General features: G+C 74.5%; 13 protein-coding genes and 1 pseudogene. 13 read left to right on the top strand and 1 reads right to left on the bottom strand.

Features of this window, described 5'->3' with window-relative positions:
- Positions 1-203 (bottom strand): annotated as a pseudogene (locus tag OSB71_RS10375) (ISAs1 family transposase); the annotation flags it as partial.
- Between the two features lie 1,677 nt (positions 204-1,880).
- On the opposite strand from OSB71_RS10375, the gene OSB71_RS10370 reads away from it, so the two are divergent.
- The 13 genes from OSB71_RS10370 to OSB71_RS10310 all read left to right on the top strand — a co-directional run bounded on the left by OSB71_RS10370 (position 1,881) and on the right by OSB71_RS10310 (position 18,038).
- Positions 1,881-2,528, top strand: a complete 648-nt coding sequence (locus tag OSB71_RS10370; protein ID WP_265946725.1) for an RNA polymerase sigma factor — start codon at positions 1,881-1,883, stop codon at positions 2,526-2,528.
- Entirely contained in the window at positions 2,528-3,826 is a 1,299-nt protein-coding gene (locus OSB71_RS10365) for a hypothetical protein (protein ID WP_265946723.1), read from the top strand. Before OSB71_RS10370 ends, OSB71_RS10365 begins: the two co-directional genes overlap by 1 nt.
- A gap of 485 nt (positions 3,827-4,311) precedes the next feature.
- Complete coding sequence (locus tag OSB71_RS10360) at positions 4,312-5,652, top strand: DUF6716 putative glycosyltransferase (protein WP_265946721.1); 1,341 nt, start codon at positions 4,312-4,314, stop codon at positions 5,650-5,652.
- Between the two features lie 50 nt (positions 5,653-5,702).
- The gene (locus tag OSB71_RS10355) at positions 5,703-6,905 is read left to right on the top strand and encodes an acylneuraminate cytidylyltransferase (protein WP_265946719.1); all 1,203 of its coding nucleotides are present in this window, start codon (positions 5,703-5,705) and stop codon (positions 6,903-6,905) included.
- A gap of 160 nt (positions 6,906-7,065) precedes the next feature.
- On the top strand, positions 7,066-8,007 hold the full coding sequence (locus tag OSB71_RS10350; RefSeq protein WP_265946717.1) for an N-acetylneuraminate synthase family protein: 942 nt from the start codon (positions 7,066-7,068) through the stop codon (positions 8,005-8,007).
- Between the two features lie 6 nt (positions 8,008-8,013).
- Positions 8,014-9,126, top strand: a complete 1,113-nt coding sequence (locus OSB71_RS10345) for a hypothetical protein (protein ID WP_265946715.1) — start codon at positions 8,014-8,016, stop codon at positions 9,124-9,126.
- Positions 9,127-9,284: 158 nt separating this feature from the next.
- Positions 9,285-10,544: an amidohydrolase gene (locus tag OSB71_RS10340; protein ID WP_416237235.1), complete on the top strand. Its 1,260-nt coding sequence runs from the start codon at positions 9,285-9,287 to the stop codon at positions 10,542-10,544.
- 297 nt (positions 10,545-10,841) lie between these two features.
- On the top strand, positions 10,842-11,879 hold the full coding sequence (locus tag OSB71_RS10335; RefSeq protein ID WP_265946713.1) for a BMP family lipoprotein: 1,038 nt from the start codon (positions 10,842-10,844) through the stop codon (positions 11,877-11,879).
- Between the two features lie 280 nt (positions 11,880-12,159).
- Positions 12,160-13,794, top strand: coding sequence for an ABC transporter ATP-binding protein (locus tag OSB71_RS10330; protein ID WP_265946760.1), 1,635 nt, complete (start codon positions 12,160-12,162; stop codon positions 13,792-13,794).
- On the top strand, positions 13,791-14,954 hold the full coding sequence (locus OSB71_RS10325; protein WP_265946711.1) for an ABC transporter permease: 1,164 nt from the start codon (positions 13,791-13,793) through the stop codon (positions 14,952-14,954). Before OSB71_RS10330 ends, OSB71_RS10325 begins: the two co-directional genes overlap by 4 nt.
- Entirely contained in the window at positions 14,951-16,216 is a 1,266-nt protein-coding gene (locus OSB71_RS10320) for an ABC transporter permease (RefSeq protein ID WP_265946709.1), read from the top strand. Before OSB71_RS10325 ends, OSB71_RS10320 begins: the two co-directional genes overlap by 4 nt.
- On the top strand, positions 16,213-16,626 hold the full coding sequence (locus tag OSB71_RS10315; RefSeq protein WP_416237234.1) for a cytidine deaminase: 414 nt from the start codon (positions 16,213-16,215) through the stop codon (positions 16,624-16,626). Before OSB71_RS10320 ends, OSB71_RS10315 begins: the two co-directional genes overlap by 4 nt.
- Before the next feature lie 143 nt (positions 16,627-16,769).
- Positions 16,770-18,038, top strand: coding sequence for a thymidine phosphorylase (locus OSB71_RS10310; RefSeq protein WP_265946707.1), 1,269 nt, complete (start codon positions 16,770-16,772; stop codon positions 18,036-18,038).
- Positions 18,039-18,066: the final 28 nt, after the last annotated feature.

The following is an 18,066-nucleotide window of genomic DNA, read 5'->3' as shown; positions in this document are numbered from 1 at the left end:
AGGGCTCCCGCCGCCCGGTCCCGGCCCCGGGTTCTCCCGCAGACGGTGTGCGCGACGGGTGTCTGCTCCGATGGCAGGGACATGACCTGGGCCAACGCGGTTGGCTGGTGTCCCTTGATCACCGCGAAGTAGTGGGCATTTCTCTCCTGCACCAGCCGGTGCACCCGGCCCGTGACGCTGTGCAGGGCGTCGAAAGCAACCACGGCGCCCGCCAGATCGAGTAGGTCCGGCAGCGGGCAGAAGGCGGTCGTCTCGTGCGTCTTGGCACCTTCCGCTGGGCCAGGACGACGGCGGAGAGCAGGTGTCGGTGGCGCCGGCTCGGTGCGCGGAGCCGGACAGTGCCTTGCCGTCCACCGCGATTCGCCGACCTGGGCGCCGAGCCGGTGCCGCCGACTTCAGTGTGGCCGCGTTCGACCAGGTAGGCGAATCGCGGCATCCAGGGCAGCGCCGTCGAGGGCGGCCAACAGCCGGGTGAAGGCGGCGTGAGGACAAGGCGCGGTGATGCCCGAGCGGTGGCGGCGGGTGCTGAGCTGTTCGAGCACCGTGGCGGGGCAGGCTGGCCCCATTCGGCGGCCTCGGTGATGGCCCGGGTACCGGAGACGGCCGTGCAGGTGCAGGTCAGCAGCACACAGACCAGGGGCACGACCGCCCGCGACACGAGCGCGGGTGGGGTACGCGCTGGAGGAGGGCGCGCAGACAATCGGTGCCGTGCTGGTGAGGTGGAACCCGTTTCGCCAGGGCGGCAGGGATCGGGAGGTTGGAGCGGCAGGCACGGGGCCTCAATGTGATCAGCTGGCGTAGACACCGGTGATCACCGGTCTCGTGCCTGTGCTGTTGCAGCGTCAACTCCCGCAGGGCGCGGGGAGCCACGCGATCCCGGAACTTGCAACCCCCTGGGCGAACGGCACGTCGCCGACGAGTGGTCCACCGACGTCTTCGTCCGCCACGGCACCGGCTGGCAGTGCGTCCTGACCCAGACGACCCCCTCCACCGCCCCCGCACCCTGAGCCCGGCGCGGGAGGGCAGGGTTCCGGGCGCCCTACGCGCGCCGCGTACGGCAGTCGCGTCCAGGGGGAACGCGCCGGTTGCCGTCCCCCCGCCACCGAGCGGACCGGGCCCGCCTCCCGACGCCGGCGTGTGGAAGTGGAGCCGGGGCCGAGTGGAGCCCGCCGCCGCACTGCCCCGGCGCCTTCGGGGCGTCCCGTGTCGCCCAGCCGGTCGCCTCCGGGGAGGACGCCGGGCGTGCCCAGTGGGGTGGCCGCCGGGGGTGGCTGTCGGAGGCGGGCGGCGCGGAAGGGAGGAGCGCGGCGAGTGGTTCCGCGTCCGCCGGTGTGCGGTACGCCACGGACCGGCCGCGTCAGGGCCCGCGGCGGTCGGGGGCGGGGTGCGTCAGGGGTCGCGGTGGGTGGGGCCAGGGTGTCCGGGCCTGCTGGGCGCTGGGGCCGGGCGAGCGCGGGTGTGGTGTCCGGCGCGCGGTGAAGTTGCCGGGGGCGTGGAAGCGTGGGCGTCGCGTCGTCGCACGTCAGGCCGCTTCCCCGGGGCCGGAACGCGAGACGGCCGGGGTCGCCACCCCCCACAGGAGAGACCCCGGCCGCCGTCGTTCACGGACTGCGCAGGCATGCCCGTACTCATCTCTGCGTCGGCGGGGCCGAATGTGTTACGCGCCACCCAGAACGCGTGCAAGTACAGATGCAAGTACAGATGCAAGTTCAAGTACTCACCGATCCGGCATGGACGGCGGTACCCCGGAGGGCTTAGCGTGCTGCTTCGCGTCGACATTGGTCGAAGCTTGAACTTTCCTTGAAGTGAGGGCGGCGCCCGGCCAGGGGCGCCGCCGGGACCGTCACTGTCGAAGACGACGCGAAGTAGGGCAGGGCAGCGTGCAGGGGGACGACGCGGAGCTGACCGCCGCGGTAGCCGCGGCACAGGAGGGTGACGAGGACGCCTTCCGCACCGTGTACCGCGCCGTGCAGCCGCGGCTGCTCGGCTACGTCCGGACGCTCGTGCCGGAGCCGGACGCGGAGGACGTGGCCTCGGAGGCCTGGTTCCAGGTGGCCCGCGACCTCCAGCGCTTCCACGGCGACGCCGACCGCTTCCGCGGCTGGACGGCGCGCATCGCCCGCAACCGGGCCCTGGACCACCTGCGGGCCCGGGGCCGGCGCCCGGCGGTCGGCGGCGACGAGAGCGAGCTGACCGGACTGCCGGACACCGCCGACACCGCCGACGAGGCGCTGGAGGCGATCGGTACCGGACGCGCGCTGGAGCTCATCTCCCAGCTTCCGCGCGAGCAGGCGGAGGCCGTCGTGCTGCGGGTCGTCGTCGGTCTGGACGCCACCTACGCGGCCGAGGTGCTCGGCAAGCGGGCCGGAGCCGTGCGCACCGCCGCGCACCGCGGGCTGCGCAAGCTGGCGGAACTGCTCGACGGGGCTGCTGAGACTCCCGGGATGGAAGGAACCATTCCTGATCAGCCGGTGAACCAATCGCGAAGTGTGACGGGAAGGGCGGCCCCAACGCTGAGGGAAACGTGATGGCCGACGACCGGTACGCATGGCTGGACGAGGAGGCCGCGGAGCGACTGCTGCGCGGGCTGCGACCGGGCACACCCGGGGAAGACGCCGCCGACGAGGGCGCCGAGCCCCCCAGAGGGGCGACGGCCGCCGCAGCGGACGAGCGCACCGCACGCCTCGCCACGGTCCTGGGCCACCTGGTCCCGGACGGCGCCGGTGCGGACGAGGTCGCCGGGGAGGCCGACGCCCTGGCCGCCTTCCGCGCCGCCCGCGACGGAACCGGCGCGCGAGCGAGCGGAGCCTCGGGCCTCGGCGTGGGTCGACGCGCGTTGCTCCACGGCGGGCGCTCGCTGCGCGCGGGCCTCGCCGTCGTGCTGGCCGGCTGCACGCTGGGCGGGGTCGCGGTGGCCGCCACCACCGGCGCCCTGCAAGCCCCCTTCGAGGGCCCCGCCCGCGAGCGGCCGATCCCCGGCACCACGGTGTCCGGCACGCCCTCGGCGTCCGGGTACCAGGCCGGGGGCCCGGACGGCTCCGCCCGGTCCGGCGGCGACCCGCGCGGGCCGGAGACCGCCACGGACCCGGGCGGCTCCGGCGACGCCGCCGGCCCGGAGGCCGCCGGGCGTTCCGCGGGGGGCCCCGGCGAGGACCGCCGGCGGACCGGCACGCGCGGCCCCGTGGACGGCGGCCGGGGCGGCGAGGACCGTCCCGGGATCAGCCGCTGGCCCGCCCCGCCCGGCGCGCTCCCGCCCCTGGGCGAAGAGGGGCAGGCCGTACAGGCGCTGTGCCGCGCCCTGGCGAACGGCACCCTGGACCTGGCCGGGCGCGAGCGCCTCCACCGGGCCGCCGGCGGAGGCGCCCACGCCAGCCGCTACTGCGAGACCCACGGCGCCCCCGCCCCGGCCCCGGCTCCGGGCAACCCTGCCGCCCCGGGCAACCCCGCCGCTCCCGGCCCCGGAGGCCCGGACCCAGGCACCGGCGGTGACGGCTTGGAGGGTGGTGACGGCCTGGAGGGTGGTGACGGCCTGGAGGGCGGTGACGGCCTCGAAGGTGGTGACGGCCTGGAGGGCGGTGACGGCCTGGAAGGCGGTGACGGCTTGGAGGGCGGTGACGGCTTGGAGGGCGGCGACGGCCTCGAAGGCGGCGGCGGAGCGGAAGGCGGCGACGGTCCCGGGAGCGGCGGTGGCGCGGAGAGCGGCGGCGGCGGTGGCGTGCCCGGGGGGACGCCGTCCGGTACGCCCTCGCCGGTCGGCCCGTCCGCCGCGCCGAGCCCCGCGGTCACTCCCGTCCCGTCGGCCTCACCCGTCTCCGACCCGCTCTGAGCTGCGGATTCACCTCCCGCAGCGCAAGGAGTAACGTTTTTCGACACCCCGACGCTGTAAAGAGTGAGCCGACTGGTCATCGGCGAGCGCGCTACCCGAGGTTCCCCCCGTACCGACGGGTCCGCGCATTGGCGCGGGCGGGATTTGTTCCCCCGATCCCGCCCGCGCCCCATCTCTCTCCGGGTTCGTGAGGCTCAGCGCCCCGCCCGCCTCCACGCTCTCCGCGCCCGCGCCCGAAGCCCCGGCGCCCCCGCGCCCCTGCCCGGCCCCCGCCCCGGCACCGCACGGGTGAACGAGTGGGTAACGCCGCGCCCGCCGCCGGACGGCGCACGGCGCCCGTACGGCGAACGGATGGTGAACTCCGGCCACACCTGTGGTGAACTCGGCGTTCTCGCGGGCTCGTTGGCCAAGAGGCGGGCCGCTGTTAACCGTCTGTTGCCCTCGCGTTGGGCCGTGCAGCGGAATCGGTTCCTAGCGTCAGCGACGTGCCATCGCTCACCAACCGCGAGGCCGCCGAACGCCCGTTGCGCATCGCGGTCCTCGCCGACTCCGACACCCGGTGGAAGTGGGGCGCGCTCACCGCGCAACGCCTCGTCGAGCCCCAGGGAACCGCCGTCATCGACGGCATGCTGCTGCGCGGCCGCGCCACGCCCACCGAGCGCCAGCTCCAGGACACCGGGGTGCGCGGCGCCCACGCCCGTGAGGTGACCGCCTCCGGGTTCCTCGCCGCGGCCGGGCAGCCGGACGCCTACGACGTCGTGCTGCTCTCCTGCGTCGGCGGCACGGTGCAGGCGATGCTGCACGGCCTGGCCCACCAGTGGCGGGGCCGCGAGCGGCGCCCCACCGTCGTCACCGGGTACGTGGGCGTCGTCTACGAGAAGCTCACCGACGGCCTGCTGCTGCGGCACGGCGCGGACATGGTGCTGGCGAACTCGGCCTACGACGCCGAGCGCTTCCGCGCGGTGTACGCGGGCGTCGGCGCGGGGACGGACGGGGTCGTCGAGTGCGCCCTGCCCTTCCTGGGCGGCGCGCGGTACACCCCGTCGGACGAGCGCCCCCACACCGTGACCTTCGCGGTGCAGCCGTCCGTGCCGGAGACCCGGCAGGACCGCCTCTACCTGCTGCGGCGCGCCGTCGGGCACGCTCGCAAGCACCCCGGGCGCGAGGTGCTGATCAAGCTGCGCAGCAAGCCGGGCGAGCACACCACGCACGTCGAGGAGCTGCCCTACCAGCGCCTGGCCGAGCGCCTGCCGGGCGGGCTGCCAATCAACTGCCGGCTGGTCTACGGCCACATGGGCGAGGTGCTGGACCGCACCGACCTGCTGGTCACCGTCAGCTCGACGGCGGCCCTGGAGTCGCTGCACCGCTGTGTCCCCACCGCCGTCCTCACCGACCTGGGTGTCCGCGAGTCCCTGGGCAACCACTACTTCGTCGGCTCCGGCTGCCTGACCTCGTGGGACCGGCTGGACGCGGGCGAGGTGCCGCGCGCCGACCCGGAGTGGACGGCCCGGCAGGGCGTCGCCGCCGACGAGCCGTACGAGGCCGCCTTCGACACCGCGCGCAAGCGCCTGGCCGAGCTGCTGTGCGCCGAGCTGCCGCCCGTCGCGCCGTACTACACGACCACCACGGCGGGCGGCTACCTGCCCGGCATCCTCGCCCGGCACGGCCTGTCCCCGGACGGCTCGCCCGACCCGTCCGCCGCCGGGGCCCCGGCCGGCGGCGTCGGCGGCGCCGCGCGCCGCGTGGTCCGCCGGGCCGCCCGGGGCGCCTACCGCCAGGGCGTCCAGCGCGTGGCGCCCGTGATCCGCCGCATGGGGGGCCTGTGACGTCCGTCCGGCCGACCCCCTCGGCATCCGTGAACAGCCAAGGAGCCACCGTGCCACCCACCGTCCTCGCCGTGATCCCCGCCCGGGGCGGCTCCAAGGGCGTGCCCGCCAAGAACCTCGCGCCGGTCGGCGGCGTGCCGCTGGTGGCCCGGGCGGTGCGCGCGTGCCTGGCGGCCGACCACGTCACCGACGTGGTCGTCTCCACCGACGACGCCGCCATCGCCGACGCCGCCCGGGAGGCCGGTGCGCTGGCCGTCGAGCGGCCCGCCGAGATCGCCGGTGACACCGCCACCAGCGAGGCGGCCGTGCTGCACGCCATGGACGCCTTCGAGGCGCAGCACGGGCGGCCGGTCGAGGTGGTGCTCCTGGTGCAGTGCACCAGTCCCTTCGTGGACCACGCGGACGTCGCCGGGGTGGCCGCCGCCGTCCTGCGCGGCGGGGCCGACAGCGCGCTGACCGTCGCACCGTTCCACGGCTTCGTCTGGCGCGAGGACGCCGGTGCCGGCGGTGCCGGGACCGGAGGCACCGGCGTCAACCACGACAAGGCGCACCGGCCGCGCCGCCAGGACCGGCCGCAGGACCACCTGGAGACCGGCGCGGCCTACGCCATGCGCGCCGACGGCTTCCGCGCCGCCGGGCACCGCTTCTTCGGCCGGACCGACCTGGTGCGCACCGACCCGGCCCGGGTGCTGGAGGTCGACGACCCGCACGACCTCGCCCGTGCCCGCGCGCTGGCGCCGCTGCTGGACACCGCGACCGGCGCCCTTCCCACCCGCGACGACGTGGACGCCGTGGTCCTGGACTTCGACGGCACCCAGACCGACGACCGGGTGTACGTCGACTCCGACGGGCGCGAGAGCGTCGCCGTGCACCGCGGCGACGGCCTGGGCATCGCCGCGCTGCGCCGCGCGGGGCTGCCGGTGCTGATCCTGTCCACGGAGGTCAACACGGTCGTCGCCGCCCGCGCCCGGAAGCTGAAGCTGCCGGTGCTGCACGGCATCGACCGCAAGGACCTCGCGCTCAAGCAGTGGTGCGAGACGGAGGGCATCGCGCCCGAGCGCGTGCTCTACGTCGGCAACGACGTGAACGACCTGCCCTGCTTCGGCCTCGTCGGCTGGCCGGTGGCGGTGGCCAGCGCGCACGGCGCGGTCCGCGGCGCGGCCCGGGCCGTCACCACCACGCCCGGGGGCGCCGGCGCCGTCCGGGAGATCGCGGGCTGGCTGCTCGGCCCCACCCTCCAGCCGTCCACCTGAGCCGCCCGGGGCCGCCGCCCGCACCCGCCGTCGCGGGCCGGCACCGCCCCGGCGTCCGAAGCCACCGACCCCCGCCCCCGACCGCCTCCCGACCGACCGACCCGCCCCGACCTCGTCAGCGCCCAACCCGCTCGACACGATCGACCAGAAGGAACCTCCCATGACCCCCAACCCCCGCCTCCGCACCCTCGGCGCCAAGACCGCGGGCCCCGGCCGGCCGGTCTACGTCACCGGCGAGATCGGCATCAACCACAACGGTGAGCTGGAGAACGCGTTCGCGCTGATCGACGCCGCCGCCGAGGCCGGCTGCGACGCCGTCAAGTTCCAAAAGCGCACCCCGGAGATCTGCACCCCGCGCGACCAGTGGGACATCGAGCGCGACACCCCCTGGGGCCGCATGACCTACATCGACTACCGCCACCGCGTGGAGTTCGGCGAGGACGAGTACCGCAAGATCGACGAGTACTGCAAGGAGAAGGGGATCGACTGGTTCGCCTCCCCGTGGGACACCGAGGCCGTCGCCTTCCTGGAGAAGTTCGACGTGCCCGCCCACAAGGTGGCCTCCGCCTCGCTCACCGACGACGAGCTGCTGCGCGCCCTGCGCGCCACCGGCCGCACCGTCATCCTCTCCACCGGCATGTCGACGCCGAAGCAGATCCGGCACGCGGTGGAGGTGCTGGGCAGCGAGAACATCCTGCTCTGCCACGCGACGTCCACCTACCCGGCCAAGGCCGAGGAGCTCAACCTGCGGATGATCCACACCCTGCAGGCCGAGTACCCCAACGTGCCGATCGGCTACTCCGGCCACGAGACCGGCCTGCAGACCACGCTCGCCGCCGTCGCGCTGGGCGCCACCTTCGTCGAGCGCCACATCACCCTGGACCGCGCCATGTGGGGCTCGGACCAGGCGGCCTCCGTCGAGCCGGGCGGCCTGGCCCGCCTGGTGCGCGACATCCGCACCATCGAGTCCTCCCTCGGTGACGGCGTGAAGAAGGTCTACGACAGCGAGCTGGCGCCGATGAAGAAGCTGCGCCGCGTCAAGGGCGTCGTGGCCGAGGCCGAGGAGACGCGGGCGGGCGCGCACGAGCCCGCGGCGGTCTGACCCGCGATGACCGGCCGAGCCGACGCCGCCGTCCCCGACCCGGTGCGCCCCGGCGCGCCCCGGGCGGGGGCCGGGGGCACCCTGGCCTTCGTGGAGAGCCCGGTCCAGCTCCTCAACGTGCTGGAGTGGGCGCACGCCCGCGCCGTGGACGCCGACCCCGGCGGGCTGACCGTCGTCGTCCTGCCGCCGCACGACCCGATGACCCGGGGCCAGCTCCGCCGCATGGCGCAGCTCGCCCGGGACGAGGGGCACGCGGTGGAGTGGTCGGAGGCCAGGGGCGGGGCGAGCGCGCCGCTGAAGACGGTCGCCGGGCTGGCGCGGCCGCTGCGCGCGGCCCGGCGGCTGGTCATCGGCGACCCCTTCTCCCGTTACGTGCAGCTCCTGCTCGCGCTCGCCGGGGACGCCGCCGCCGTGACGGTGGTGGACGACGGCACCGCCACGATGGAGTTCACCGCGCAGCTCGCCGGCGGCGCGAAGCGGTTCACCCGGTGGCACCGGGGCGGCACGGGGGGTGCGCGGGCCGCGCTGTTCGCACCCGTGTCCGCGCGGGCCCGGCGCCGGCTCGCCCCGGGGGCCGGGCGGCGCGTGGAGCTGTTCAGCGCGATGCCCGTGCGGCCGCCGGAGCACGTCGGCGTCACCGAGAACACCTTCGCCTGGACGCGGGCGCGGCTGGGGCCGCCCACGCTCATAGCGGGCACCGACCTGGTGGGCACCTCGCTCGCCGAGACCGGCGTCGTCGACCTCGACCGCTACGTCGCCGCCGTCGCGGAGCTGACCCGCGCGCACGGCGCCGTCCGCTACTTCGCGCACCGCCGCGAGCGCACCGAGAAGCTGCACCGCATCGCGGTGGAGACGGGGCTGGAGATCGTCCGCCCGGACCTCCCGCTGGAGCTGGTCGCCCGGCGCGGACCGGTGGCGCGCACCATCCTCAGCTTCCCGTCCACCGTCGTGCACACGCTGCCGCTGGCCCTGGCCGGGACGGGCGTACGGGTCGCGGTGTGCGACGTGGACCCGGCGTGGCTCGCCGAGGGCGCCTCCCCCCGGGCGCGGGGCTTCCTGTCCGGTGTCACCGACACCGCGCGCGGGGCGCACCGGCTGCACCCGGAGAAACCGGCGTAACGGGCAGGGGGCCGCAGACGGGAACGCCGCGAACCTTTGGGCATACCCATCTCAGTATGGACGTATGCACGGCCCGGCCCACAACTTCTTCCCCTGTGTGGCTGAACTTTGCATGATCGCCGGTCAGTTCGGCCCTCCGGGGGCATACGCTCGGTCGGGTGAACCAACTGCTGTCACCCAAGTCCTCCAGGGGGACCGCCACGCAGCCGCCCCTGGACGGGACCCTGCCCGACGCGCTGCGCCGGGAACTCGTCGCCTTCCGCCGGGACCTGCACATGCACCCCGAGCTCGGCCACCAGGAGTTCCGTACCACCGCCGCGATCGAGGCGCGCCTGCGGGAAGCGGGGCTGCGCCCCCGCGTGCTCGACAGCGGCACCGGGCTGATCTGCGACGTCCACCCCGGGGGCGCCGACGCGCGGGACCGCGACCGGCCCGTGCTGGCCTTCCGCGCCGACATCGACGGGCTGCCCATCCCGGACACCAAGACGGTGCCCTACCGATCGACGGTGCCCGACCGCGCACACGCCTGCGGCCACGACGTGCACACCACCGTCGTGCTCGGCGCCGGGCTCGTCCTGGCCGGCCTCGCCCGCGCAGGGCGCCTGCCGCACTCCGTCCGGCTGATCTTCCAGCCGGCCGAGGAGGTGCTGCCCGGCGGCGCGTCCGACGCGATCGACAGCGGCGCGCTGGACGGCGTGGGCCGGATCATCGCCGTCCACTGCGACCCGCGCGTGGACGCCGGGCGCATCGGCCTGCGTCCGGGCGCCATCACCTCCGCCTGCGACCGGCTGGAGGTCACCCTCTCCGGCCCCGGCGGCCACACCGCCCGGCCCCACCTGACCACCGACCTGGTGACGGCCGCCTCCCGCGTCGTCACCGACGTCCCCGCGCTGCTCGCCCGCCGCGTGGACACCCGGGCCGGGCTCGCCGTGACCTGGGGCCGCATCGTCTCCGGGCACGCGCCCAACGTGATCCCGCAGCGCGCCGAGCTCTCCGGCACCGTGCGCTGCCTGGACCTGCCCGCCTGGCGCGCGGCCCCCGACGTCGTGCACGCCGCGGTCGACGAGGTGGCGGCGCTGCACCAGGCCAAGTCGGAGATCGACTACATCCGCGGCGTGCCGCCCGTCGTCAACGAGACGACCACCACGGAGCTGCTGCGCAACGCGATGGCCGCGCGGCGCGGCGCGCACACCGTCGAGACGACCGAGCAGTCCCTGGGCGGCGAGGACTTCTCCTGGTACCTCGAACACGTCCCCGGCGCGATGGCCCGGCTCGGCGTGCGCACCCCGAACGACCCCACCCCGCGCGACATCCACCAGGGCGACTTCGACGCGGACGAGCGCGCCATCCCGGTCGGCGTCGAGCTGTTCACCGCGGCCGCCCTTCTGGACGCCGCCCCCGCCGACGGCACGCGCTGACCCCGGCGGCCCGCCCCGCCCGCGCCGGGCCGGCCCGCCCCGGCCGACCTGCGCGGGCCGGGGCGGGCCGGCCGCGCGGGCAGGCGTCCCGGCCCGCCCCGCGCCGCAGGTCGGGGCGGGTGGGGGCGGGTGGCCGCGCTTGGCCCCGCCCGGCCCGTGGGGGGTCGGTCGGGGCGAAGCGCACCAAATAGATAACGGACGTCAGCCAGGTCTTTACGTGGAATCTACGCGCGTTACTCTGAGCCGGAGAGCCAGCGCCGGAAGAGGCGCTCCCTGAGAGTCGAAGGAGACCTCCTCTTGCGTCGGGTCACCAAGCTTGCCGCCGCGGTCACGGCGACCGCGGCTCTCGCACTCACCACCGCCGCGTGCGGCGGCACCTCCACCGAGTCCTCCGGCGACAAGGGCGCGGCGATCGCGTACGACGTCGGCGGCCGGGGCGACCAGTCCTTCAACGACGCCGCCTACGCCGGCCTCCAGCGGGCCGAGGAGGAGTTCGGCTGGGAGGGCCAGGACATCGAGCCCTCCGACGGCGAGTCGGACGCGGACAAGGCCAGCCGCCTCAAGGAGCTGGCCCGCCAGGGCTACAACCCGGTCATCGGGGTCGGCTTCGCCTACGCCGACGCCATCGAGGAGGCGGCGGAGGCCAACCCGGACGTCACGTTCGGCCTCATCGACGACGCGACGGTCGAGGGCGACAACATCGTCAACATGGTCTTCAGCGAGGAGCAGGGCTCCTACCTGGCCGGTGTCGCCGCCGCCAAGGCCACCGAGACGAACGTCATCGGCTTCGTCGGCGGTGTCGAGGTGCCGCTGATCAAGAAGTTCGAGGCCGGGTACGTCCAGGGCGCCAAGGCCACCAACCCGGACATCGACATCAAGCGGCAGTACCTCACCCAGCCGCCGGACATGGACGGCTTCTCCAAGCCGGATCTCGGCAAGGAGGCCGCGCGCGGCCAGCTCGACCAGAACGCCGACGTGATCTACCACGCCGCCGGCCTGGCGGGCCAGGGCGTCATCGAGGCCGTCGCCGAGCGCGACGAGTGGGTCATCGGGGTGGACTCCGACCAGTACGAGCAGAAGACGCTCGCGCAGTACAAGGAGCACATCCTCACCTCGATGACGAAGGACGTGCCGGACGCCGTCTACGGCCTGATCAAGTCCGTCGAGGACGGTGACCCGCAGAGCGGCGTCATCCGCTACGACCTGTCGGCCGACGGCGTGGCGCTGTCCGACTCCAACCCGGCCTACCGGGAGATGACCGAGGTCACCGAGGCCGTCGCACAGGCCAAGGAGGACATCGTCTCCGGCAAGATCGAGGTGCGCCAGACCCCGTGACCGGCGGCTGTCCGCAGCCACGGTGACGGCACGGCCCCGGCCCGGACGCCGGTGAACGCCACCCCTCGCGTTCACCGGCCCGGGCCGGCCCGTACCCGCGGTCGACCACCCCCGGCGCGCCGCGCCCGCCGGCCCCTCAGGGGCCGGGAGCAGCGGTGTGCCCCGGGCCGACTCTACGCGCGTAGCCGGTGCCTGACCGCCCGTGCGGCGCGATAGCGTCGCCCACGCGTCAAGCCCCCGCCCCTTCGAGCCCGCTCCTTAGCCCCGAGGAGAGTGCGCCATCAACGCCTCCAGCAGTCCGCCCGCCGTCGAGCTGGCCGGCATCACCAAACGCTTCCCCGGCGTCATCGCCAACCACGACATCCACCTGGCCGTCCGCAAGGGCACGGTGCACGCGATCGTCGGCGAGAACGGCGCGGGCAAGTCGACCCTGATGAAGATCCTCTACGGCATGCAGCGGCCGGACGAGGGCACGATCGCCGTCGACGGCGAGCAGGTCGCCCTGCACAGCCCGGCCGACGCGATCGACCGCGGCATCGGCATGGTGCACCAGCACTTCATGCTCGCCGACAACCTCACGGTGCTGGAGAACACCGTGCTGGGCAGCGAGCACCTGTACGGGATCGGGGGCAGGGCCCGGGCGAGGATCCGGGAGATCTCCGAGGCCTACGGGCTGGGCGTGCGCCCCGACGCGCTCGTGGAGGACCTCGGCGTCGCCGACCGGCAGCGCGTGGAGATCCTCAAGGTGCTCTTCCGCGGCGCCCGCACGCTGATCCTGGACGAGCCGACGGCCGTGCTCGTGCCGCAGGAGGTCGACGCCCTCTTCGCCAACCTGCGCGAGCTGAAGGCCGAGGGTCTGACCGTCATCTTCATCTCCCACAAGCTCGGGGAGGTGCTGTCCGTCGCCGACGAGATCACCGTCATCCGGCGCGGCACCACCGTCGCCTCCGTCGACCCGGGCGACGTCACCACCAGGCAGCTCGCCGAACTGATGGTCGGCAGCGAGCTGCCCTCCCCGGAGACCCGCGAGTCCACGGTCGGCGACACGCCGGTGCTCACCGTCTCCGGCCTCACCCTGCACACGCGGGACGCCGAGCACGGTCAGCGCACGGTGCTGGACGACGTCAGCCTCACCATCCGCGAGGGCGAGGTGCTGGGCCTGGCCGGGGTCGAGGGCAACGGGCAGACGGAGCTGATCGACGCCCTCATCGGCACCCGCCACGCGGACGCCGGCACCATCCGCCTCAGCGGCGAGGACGTCACCCGCTGGGCCACCCGCAGGCGGCGCGAGGGCGGCGTCGGCTACATCCCCGAGGACCGGCACCGCCACGGCCTGCTGCTGGACGCCCCGCTGTGGGAGAACCGCGTCCTCGGCCACGTCACCGAGAAGCCCAACAGCAACGGGTTCCTGCTCACGCCCAAGGCGGCCCGCGCCGACACCGAGCGGATCGTCGAGAGCTACGACGTGCGCACCCCCGGCATCGACGTCACCGCCGGGTCGCTGTCCGGCGGCAACCAGCAGAAGCTGATCGTCGGCCGGGAGATGAGCCACCACCCGCGGTTCCTCATCGCGGCCCACCCCACGCGCGGGGTGGACGTCGGCGCGCAGGCGCAGATCTGGGACCAGATCCGCGCGGCCCGCCGGGAGGGCCTGGCCGTGCTGCTGATCTCCGCCGACCTGGACGAGCTGATCGGCCTGTCCGACACCCTGCGCGTGATGTACCGCGGCCGGCTCGTCGCCGACGCGGACCCCGCCACGATCACCCCGGAGGAGCTGGGCACCGCGATGACCGGTGCGGCCTCCGGACACCTGGAGCACGAGTCCCCTTCCCCCGCCGAGCCCGCCGCGCCGCGCGAGGAGCCGCGCGCGGCCGGGCCCGAGGCCGGGGACGGGCGTGAGGAGAACGACGCATGACCGACGGCGGAATGCCGGTGGGGACCGCGCGGAAGCGTCCGTCGCGGACCATCGATACGGAGCGGCTGGTCCTGGCCGTCGGCGGCCCCGCGCTCGCGCTCGCCGTGGCGATCGCGCTGACCTCGGCCGTGCTGCTGGTTTCCGGGCGCAGCCCGGTCGAGCCGTACGTGCTGATGGTGGAGTACGCGGCGAACGCCGACATCCAGGTGCTCATCGTCAACCAGGCCACGACGTACTACATCGCGGCGCTCGCGGTGGCCGTGGGCTTCCGGATGAACCTGTTCAACATCGGGGTGGACGGCCAGTACCGGCTGGCCGCCATGATCGCCGCCGTGGCGGGGGCCGCCGTCACGCTGCCGCCGGTGCTGCACGTGCTGTTCATCATGCTCGTCGCGGTGCTCGTCGGCGCCTTCTGGGCCGGCATCGCGGGGCTGCTGAAGACCTCGCGCGGCGTCAGCGAGGTCGTCTCGACGATCATGCTCAACGCGATCGCGACGAGCATCATCGCCTTCCTGGTGCTGCCCGACCAGTTCGGCGAGCAGCGCGGCAACAACCTCACCACCGGGGAGATCCCCCGCTCGGGCTGGTTCCCCAACCTCGACGCCGGGCCCGGCGGCGAGATCTACGGCTTCATCGTCGTCGCGGCGCTGCTCGGCCTGGTCTACTGGGTCGTGCTCAACCGCACCCGCTTCGGCTTCGACCTGCGCGCCACCGGCGCCAGCCCGAGCGCGGCGGCGGCCAGCGGCGTCGACGCCAAGCGCATGGTGTTCACCTCCATGGTGATCTCCGGCGGCGTCGCGGGCCTGGCGGGCATGCCCGTGCTGCTGGGCGACTCCCACACCTACAGCCTCGTCTTCCCGGCGGGGATCGGCTTCACCGGCATCACCATCGCGCTGCTGGGCCGCAACCACCCGCTCGGCATCGCGCTCGGCGCCCTCCTGATCGCCTTTCTCGACAAGGCCTCGGCCACGCTCGACTACAACGGCTACGAGAAGGAGATCGCCACGATCATGCAGGGCCTGATCGTCATCGCCGTCGTGGTCAGCTACGAGGCGGTGCGCCGGTACGGGCTGCGCCGCCAGCAGCAGCGGGTCGGCGAGGAGCTGGCCGCGCAGTCCGGCGCCCACCACCAGAACCTCAGCAAGGGGGCCTCGGCATGAGCACCGCCGTCCTCACCAAGCCGGCGTCCGCGCCGCGCGAACCCGCCGGCCGGCGCAGGCTGACGCTCGCCCAGTGGATGCTCGTCATCGCCGGCGTCCTCGCCCTGTTCTCGCTCGTGCGCGTCATCACCGACGCCCACGGCATCACCTCCACCGGCCAGGTCTCCACCGCCCTGCGGCTGGCCGTGCCGATCGGCATGGCCGGACTGGGCGGCCTGTGGGCCGAGCGGGCCGGTGTGATCAACATCGGCCTGGAGGGCATGCTCATCCTCGGCACCTGGTTCGGCGCCTGGGCGGGCGTGCAGTGGGGGCCGTGGACGGGCGTGGTCTTCGGCATCGTCGGCGGCATGCTCGGCGGGCTGATCCACGCCATCGCCACCGTCAGCTTCGGCGTCAACCACATCGTCTCCGGCGTGGCGATCAACATCCTCGCCGTCGGCGTGACGCGCTACCTCTCCAGCTTCACCTTCGCCGAGATGTCCGGCGGCACGGTCAAGCAGTCCCCGCCGATCGAGGACATCGCCTCGATCACGGTGCCGGGGCTGTCGGACTGGATGAACACCCTCAACGACAAACACTGGTTCTTCGTCTCCGACCTCGCCGGCTTCCTCGGCGGCCTGGTCACCAACCTGTCGCTGCTCACCGTCGTCGCGCTCGCCATGGTGCCGCTGAGCTGGTGGGTGCTGTGGCGCACCAGCTTCGGCCTGCGGCTGCGCTCGTGCGGCGAGAACCCCACGGCGGCCGAGTCGCTGGGCGTCAACGTCTACAAGTACAAGTACCTCGCGGTGATCATCTCCGGTGGTTTCGCCGGCCTCGGCGGCGTCTTCCTCGCCGAAGTCGCCTCGAACATCTACCAGGAGGGCCAGACCGGCGGCCGCGGCTACATCGGCCTCGCCGCCATGATCTTCGGCAACTGGATGCCCGGCGGCATGGCCATGGGCGCGGGCCTGTTCGGCTACGCCGACAGCCTCAACCTGCGCGGCGGCGGCACCAACGTGCACGCGCTGCTGCTGTTCCTGGCGATCCTGCTGGCGGTGGCCGTCGTCTGGGAGCTGTATCGCCGCAAGTACCTCACCGCGCTCATCGCGGGCGTCGCCGGGCTCGGCCTGTTCGGCTACTACCTCGCGGTGGACGAGGTGCCGAGCCAGTTCGTCTCGGCCGCGCCCTACGTCGCGACGCTGCTGGTGCTGGCGCTGTCGGCGCAACGGCTGCGCATGCCCAAGGCCAACGGACGGTCCTACCGCAAGGGAGAGGGCAAGTGACCGGCGCCGACCGGACCGCGGACACGGCCGGCTGGGACGCGCTGCGGCAGGCCGCCCGGGCCGCGATGACCAGGGCCTACGCCCCCTACTCGGGGTTCCCGGTGGGCGCCGCCGCCCGGGTCGACGACGGCCGCACGGTCAGCGGCTGCAATGTGGAGAACGCCGCGTACGGCGTCGCCCTGTGCGCCGAGTGCGGGCTGGTCTCCGCGCTCGTCGCCTCCGGCGGCGGCCGCCTGACCCACTTCACCTGCTGCGACCGCAACGGGGACCCGCTCATGCCCTGCGGGCGCTGCCGCCAGCTCCTGTGGGAGCACGGCGGGCCCGAGCTGGCCGTCGACACCGGTTCCGGCGTCCGCCCGCTGTCCGAGCTGCTCCCGGACGCGTTCGGCCCCGCGGACCTGGAGCGCTGACCCCCCCGGCCCGGGCCGCCGGCGCCCCGCGGCCCGGTTCGTCGGCGCCCCGCGGCCCGGGCCGCGAGACGCCGCAGCGGCCTGGGGCCGCCGGCCTCCCGCAACCCCCATCCGCCCGCCCCCACCTCGCCAAAGGACGTTCCATGGACGCCATCTCCGTCATCCGCACCAAGCGGGACGGCGGCACGCTGAGCCCCGAGCAGATCGACTGGGTCATCGACGCCTACACCCGCGGCGCCGTCGCCGACGAGCAGATGTCGGCGCTGGCCATGGCCATCCTGCTCAACGGCATGGACCGGGCGGAGATCTCCCGGTGGACGGCGGCGATGATCGCCAGCGGCGAGCGCATGGACTTCTCCGCGCTGCCGCGCCCCACCGCCGACAAGCACTCCACCGGCGGCGTCGGCGACAAGATCACCCTCCCGCTCGCCCCGCTGGTGGCCGCGTGCGGCGCGGCCGTGCCGCAGCTCTCCGGGCGCGGGCTCGGCCACACCGGCGGCACCCTGGACAAGCTGGAGTCCATCCCCGGCTGGCGCGCGCAGCTCTCCAACGCCGAGATGCTCGACGTGCTGCGCGGCGTCGGCGCCGTCGTCTGCGCGGCGGGCGACGGTCTGGCGCCGGCCGACAAGAAGCTCTACGCCCTGCGGGACGTGACCGGCACCGTCGAGGCGATCCCGCTGATCGCCAGCTCCATCATGTCCAAGAAGATCGCCGAGGGCACCGGCTCGCTCGTCCTGGACGTCAAGGTCGGCTCCGGCGCGTTCATGAAGAACGCCGAGGACGCCGCCGAGCTGGCCCGCACGATGGTCGGCCTCGGCACCGACCACGGGGTGCGGACGGTGGCCCTGCTCACCGACATGTCCACCCCGCTCGGCCGGACGGCCGGCAACGCCCTGGAGGTCCGCGAGTCCGTCGAGGTGCTGGCCGGCGGCGGCCCCGCCGACGTCGTGGAGCTCACCCTCGCCCTCGCCCGCGAGATGCTGCACGCCGCCGGTCTGCCCGACGCCGACCCGGCCAGGGCCCTGGCCGACGGCTCCGCCATGGACTGCTGGCGCCGCATGATCAGCGCCCAGGGCGGCGACCCGGACGCGGAGCTGCCCGTCGCCCGCGAGCGGCACGTGGTCACCGCCCCCGCCTCCGGCGTCCTCACCCGGCTCGACGCCTACGCCGTCGGCGTCGCCGCCTGGCGCCTGGGCGCCGGCCGCGCGCGCAAGGAGGACCCCGTGCAGGCGGGCGCCGGCGTCGAGCTGCACGCCAAGCCCGGCGACACCGTCCGCGCGGGCGCCCCGCTGCTCACGCTGCACACCGACACGCCGGAGGCGTTCGACTACGCCGTCGCCGCGCTGGCCGACGCGGTCGAGGTCGGCGCCCACCACGCCCCGGCGCCGATCGTGCTGGACGGCATCGCCTGAGAGTGAGGATGTGACGGGGGCACGGCCC

The sequence above is a fragment of the Streptomyces marinisediminis genome (genome assembly GCF_026262575.1).
GTDB classification, from domain to species: domain Bacteria; phylum Actinomycetota; class Actinomycetes; order Streptomycetales; family Streptomycetaceae; genus Streptomyces; species Streptomyces marinisediminis.
Note: the sequence above shows the minus strand (reverse complement) of the source record. Positions and strands in the feature narration are given on the sequence as shown.

Coding starts and splice junctions, on each gene's coding strand:
- OSB71_RS10320 (WP_265946709.1), top strand. CDS start 14,951: ATGAGCACCGCCGTCCTCACCAAGCCGGCGTCCGCGCCGCGCGAACCC.
- OSB71_RS10345 (WP_265946715.1), top strand. CDS start 8,014: ATGACCGGCCGAGCCGACGCCGCCGTCCCCGACCCGGTGCGCCCCGGC.
- OSB71_RS10310 (WP_265946707.1), top strand. CDS start 16,770: ATGGACGCCATCTCCGTCATCCGCACCAAGCGGGACGGCGGCACGCTG.
- OSB71_RS10365 (WP_265946723.1), top strand. CDS start 2,528: ATGGCCGACGACCGGTACGCATGGCTGGACGAGGAGGCCGCGGAGCGA.
- OSB71_RS10350 (WP_265946717.1), top strand. CDS start 7,066: ATGACCCCCAACCCCCGCCTCCGCACCCTCGGCGCCAAGACCGCGGGC.
- OSB71_RS10325 (WP_265946711.1), top strand. CDS start 13,791: ATGACCGACGGCGGAATGCCGGTGGGGACCGCGCGGAAGCGTCCGTCG.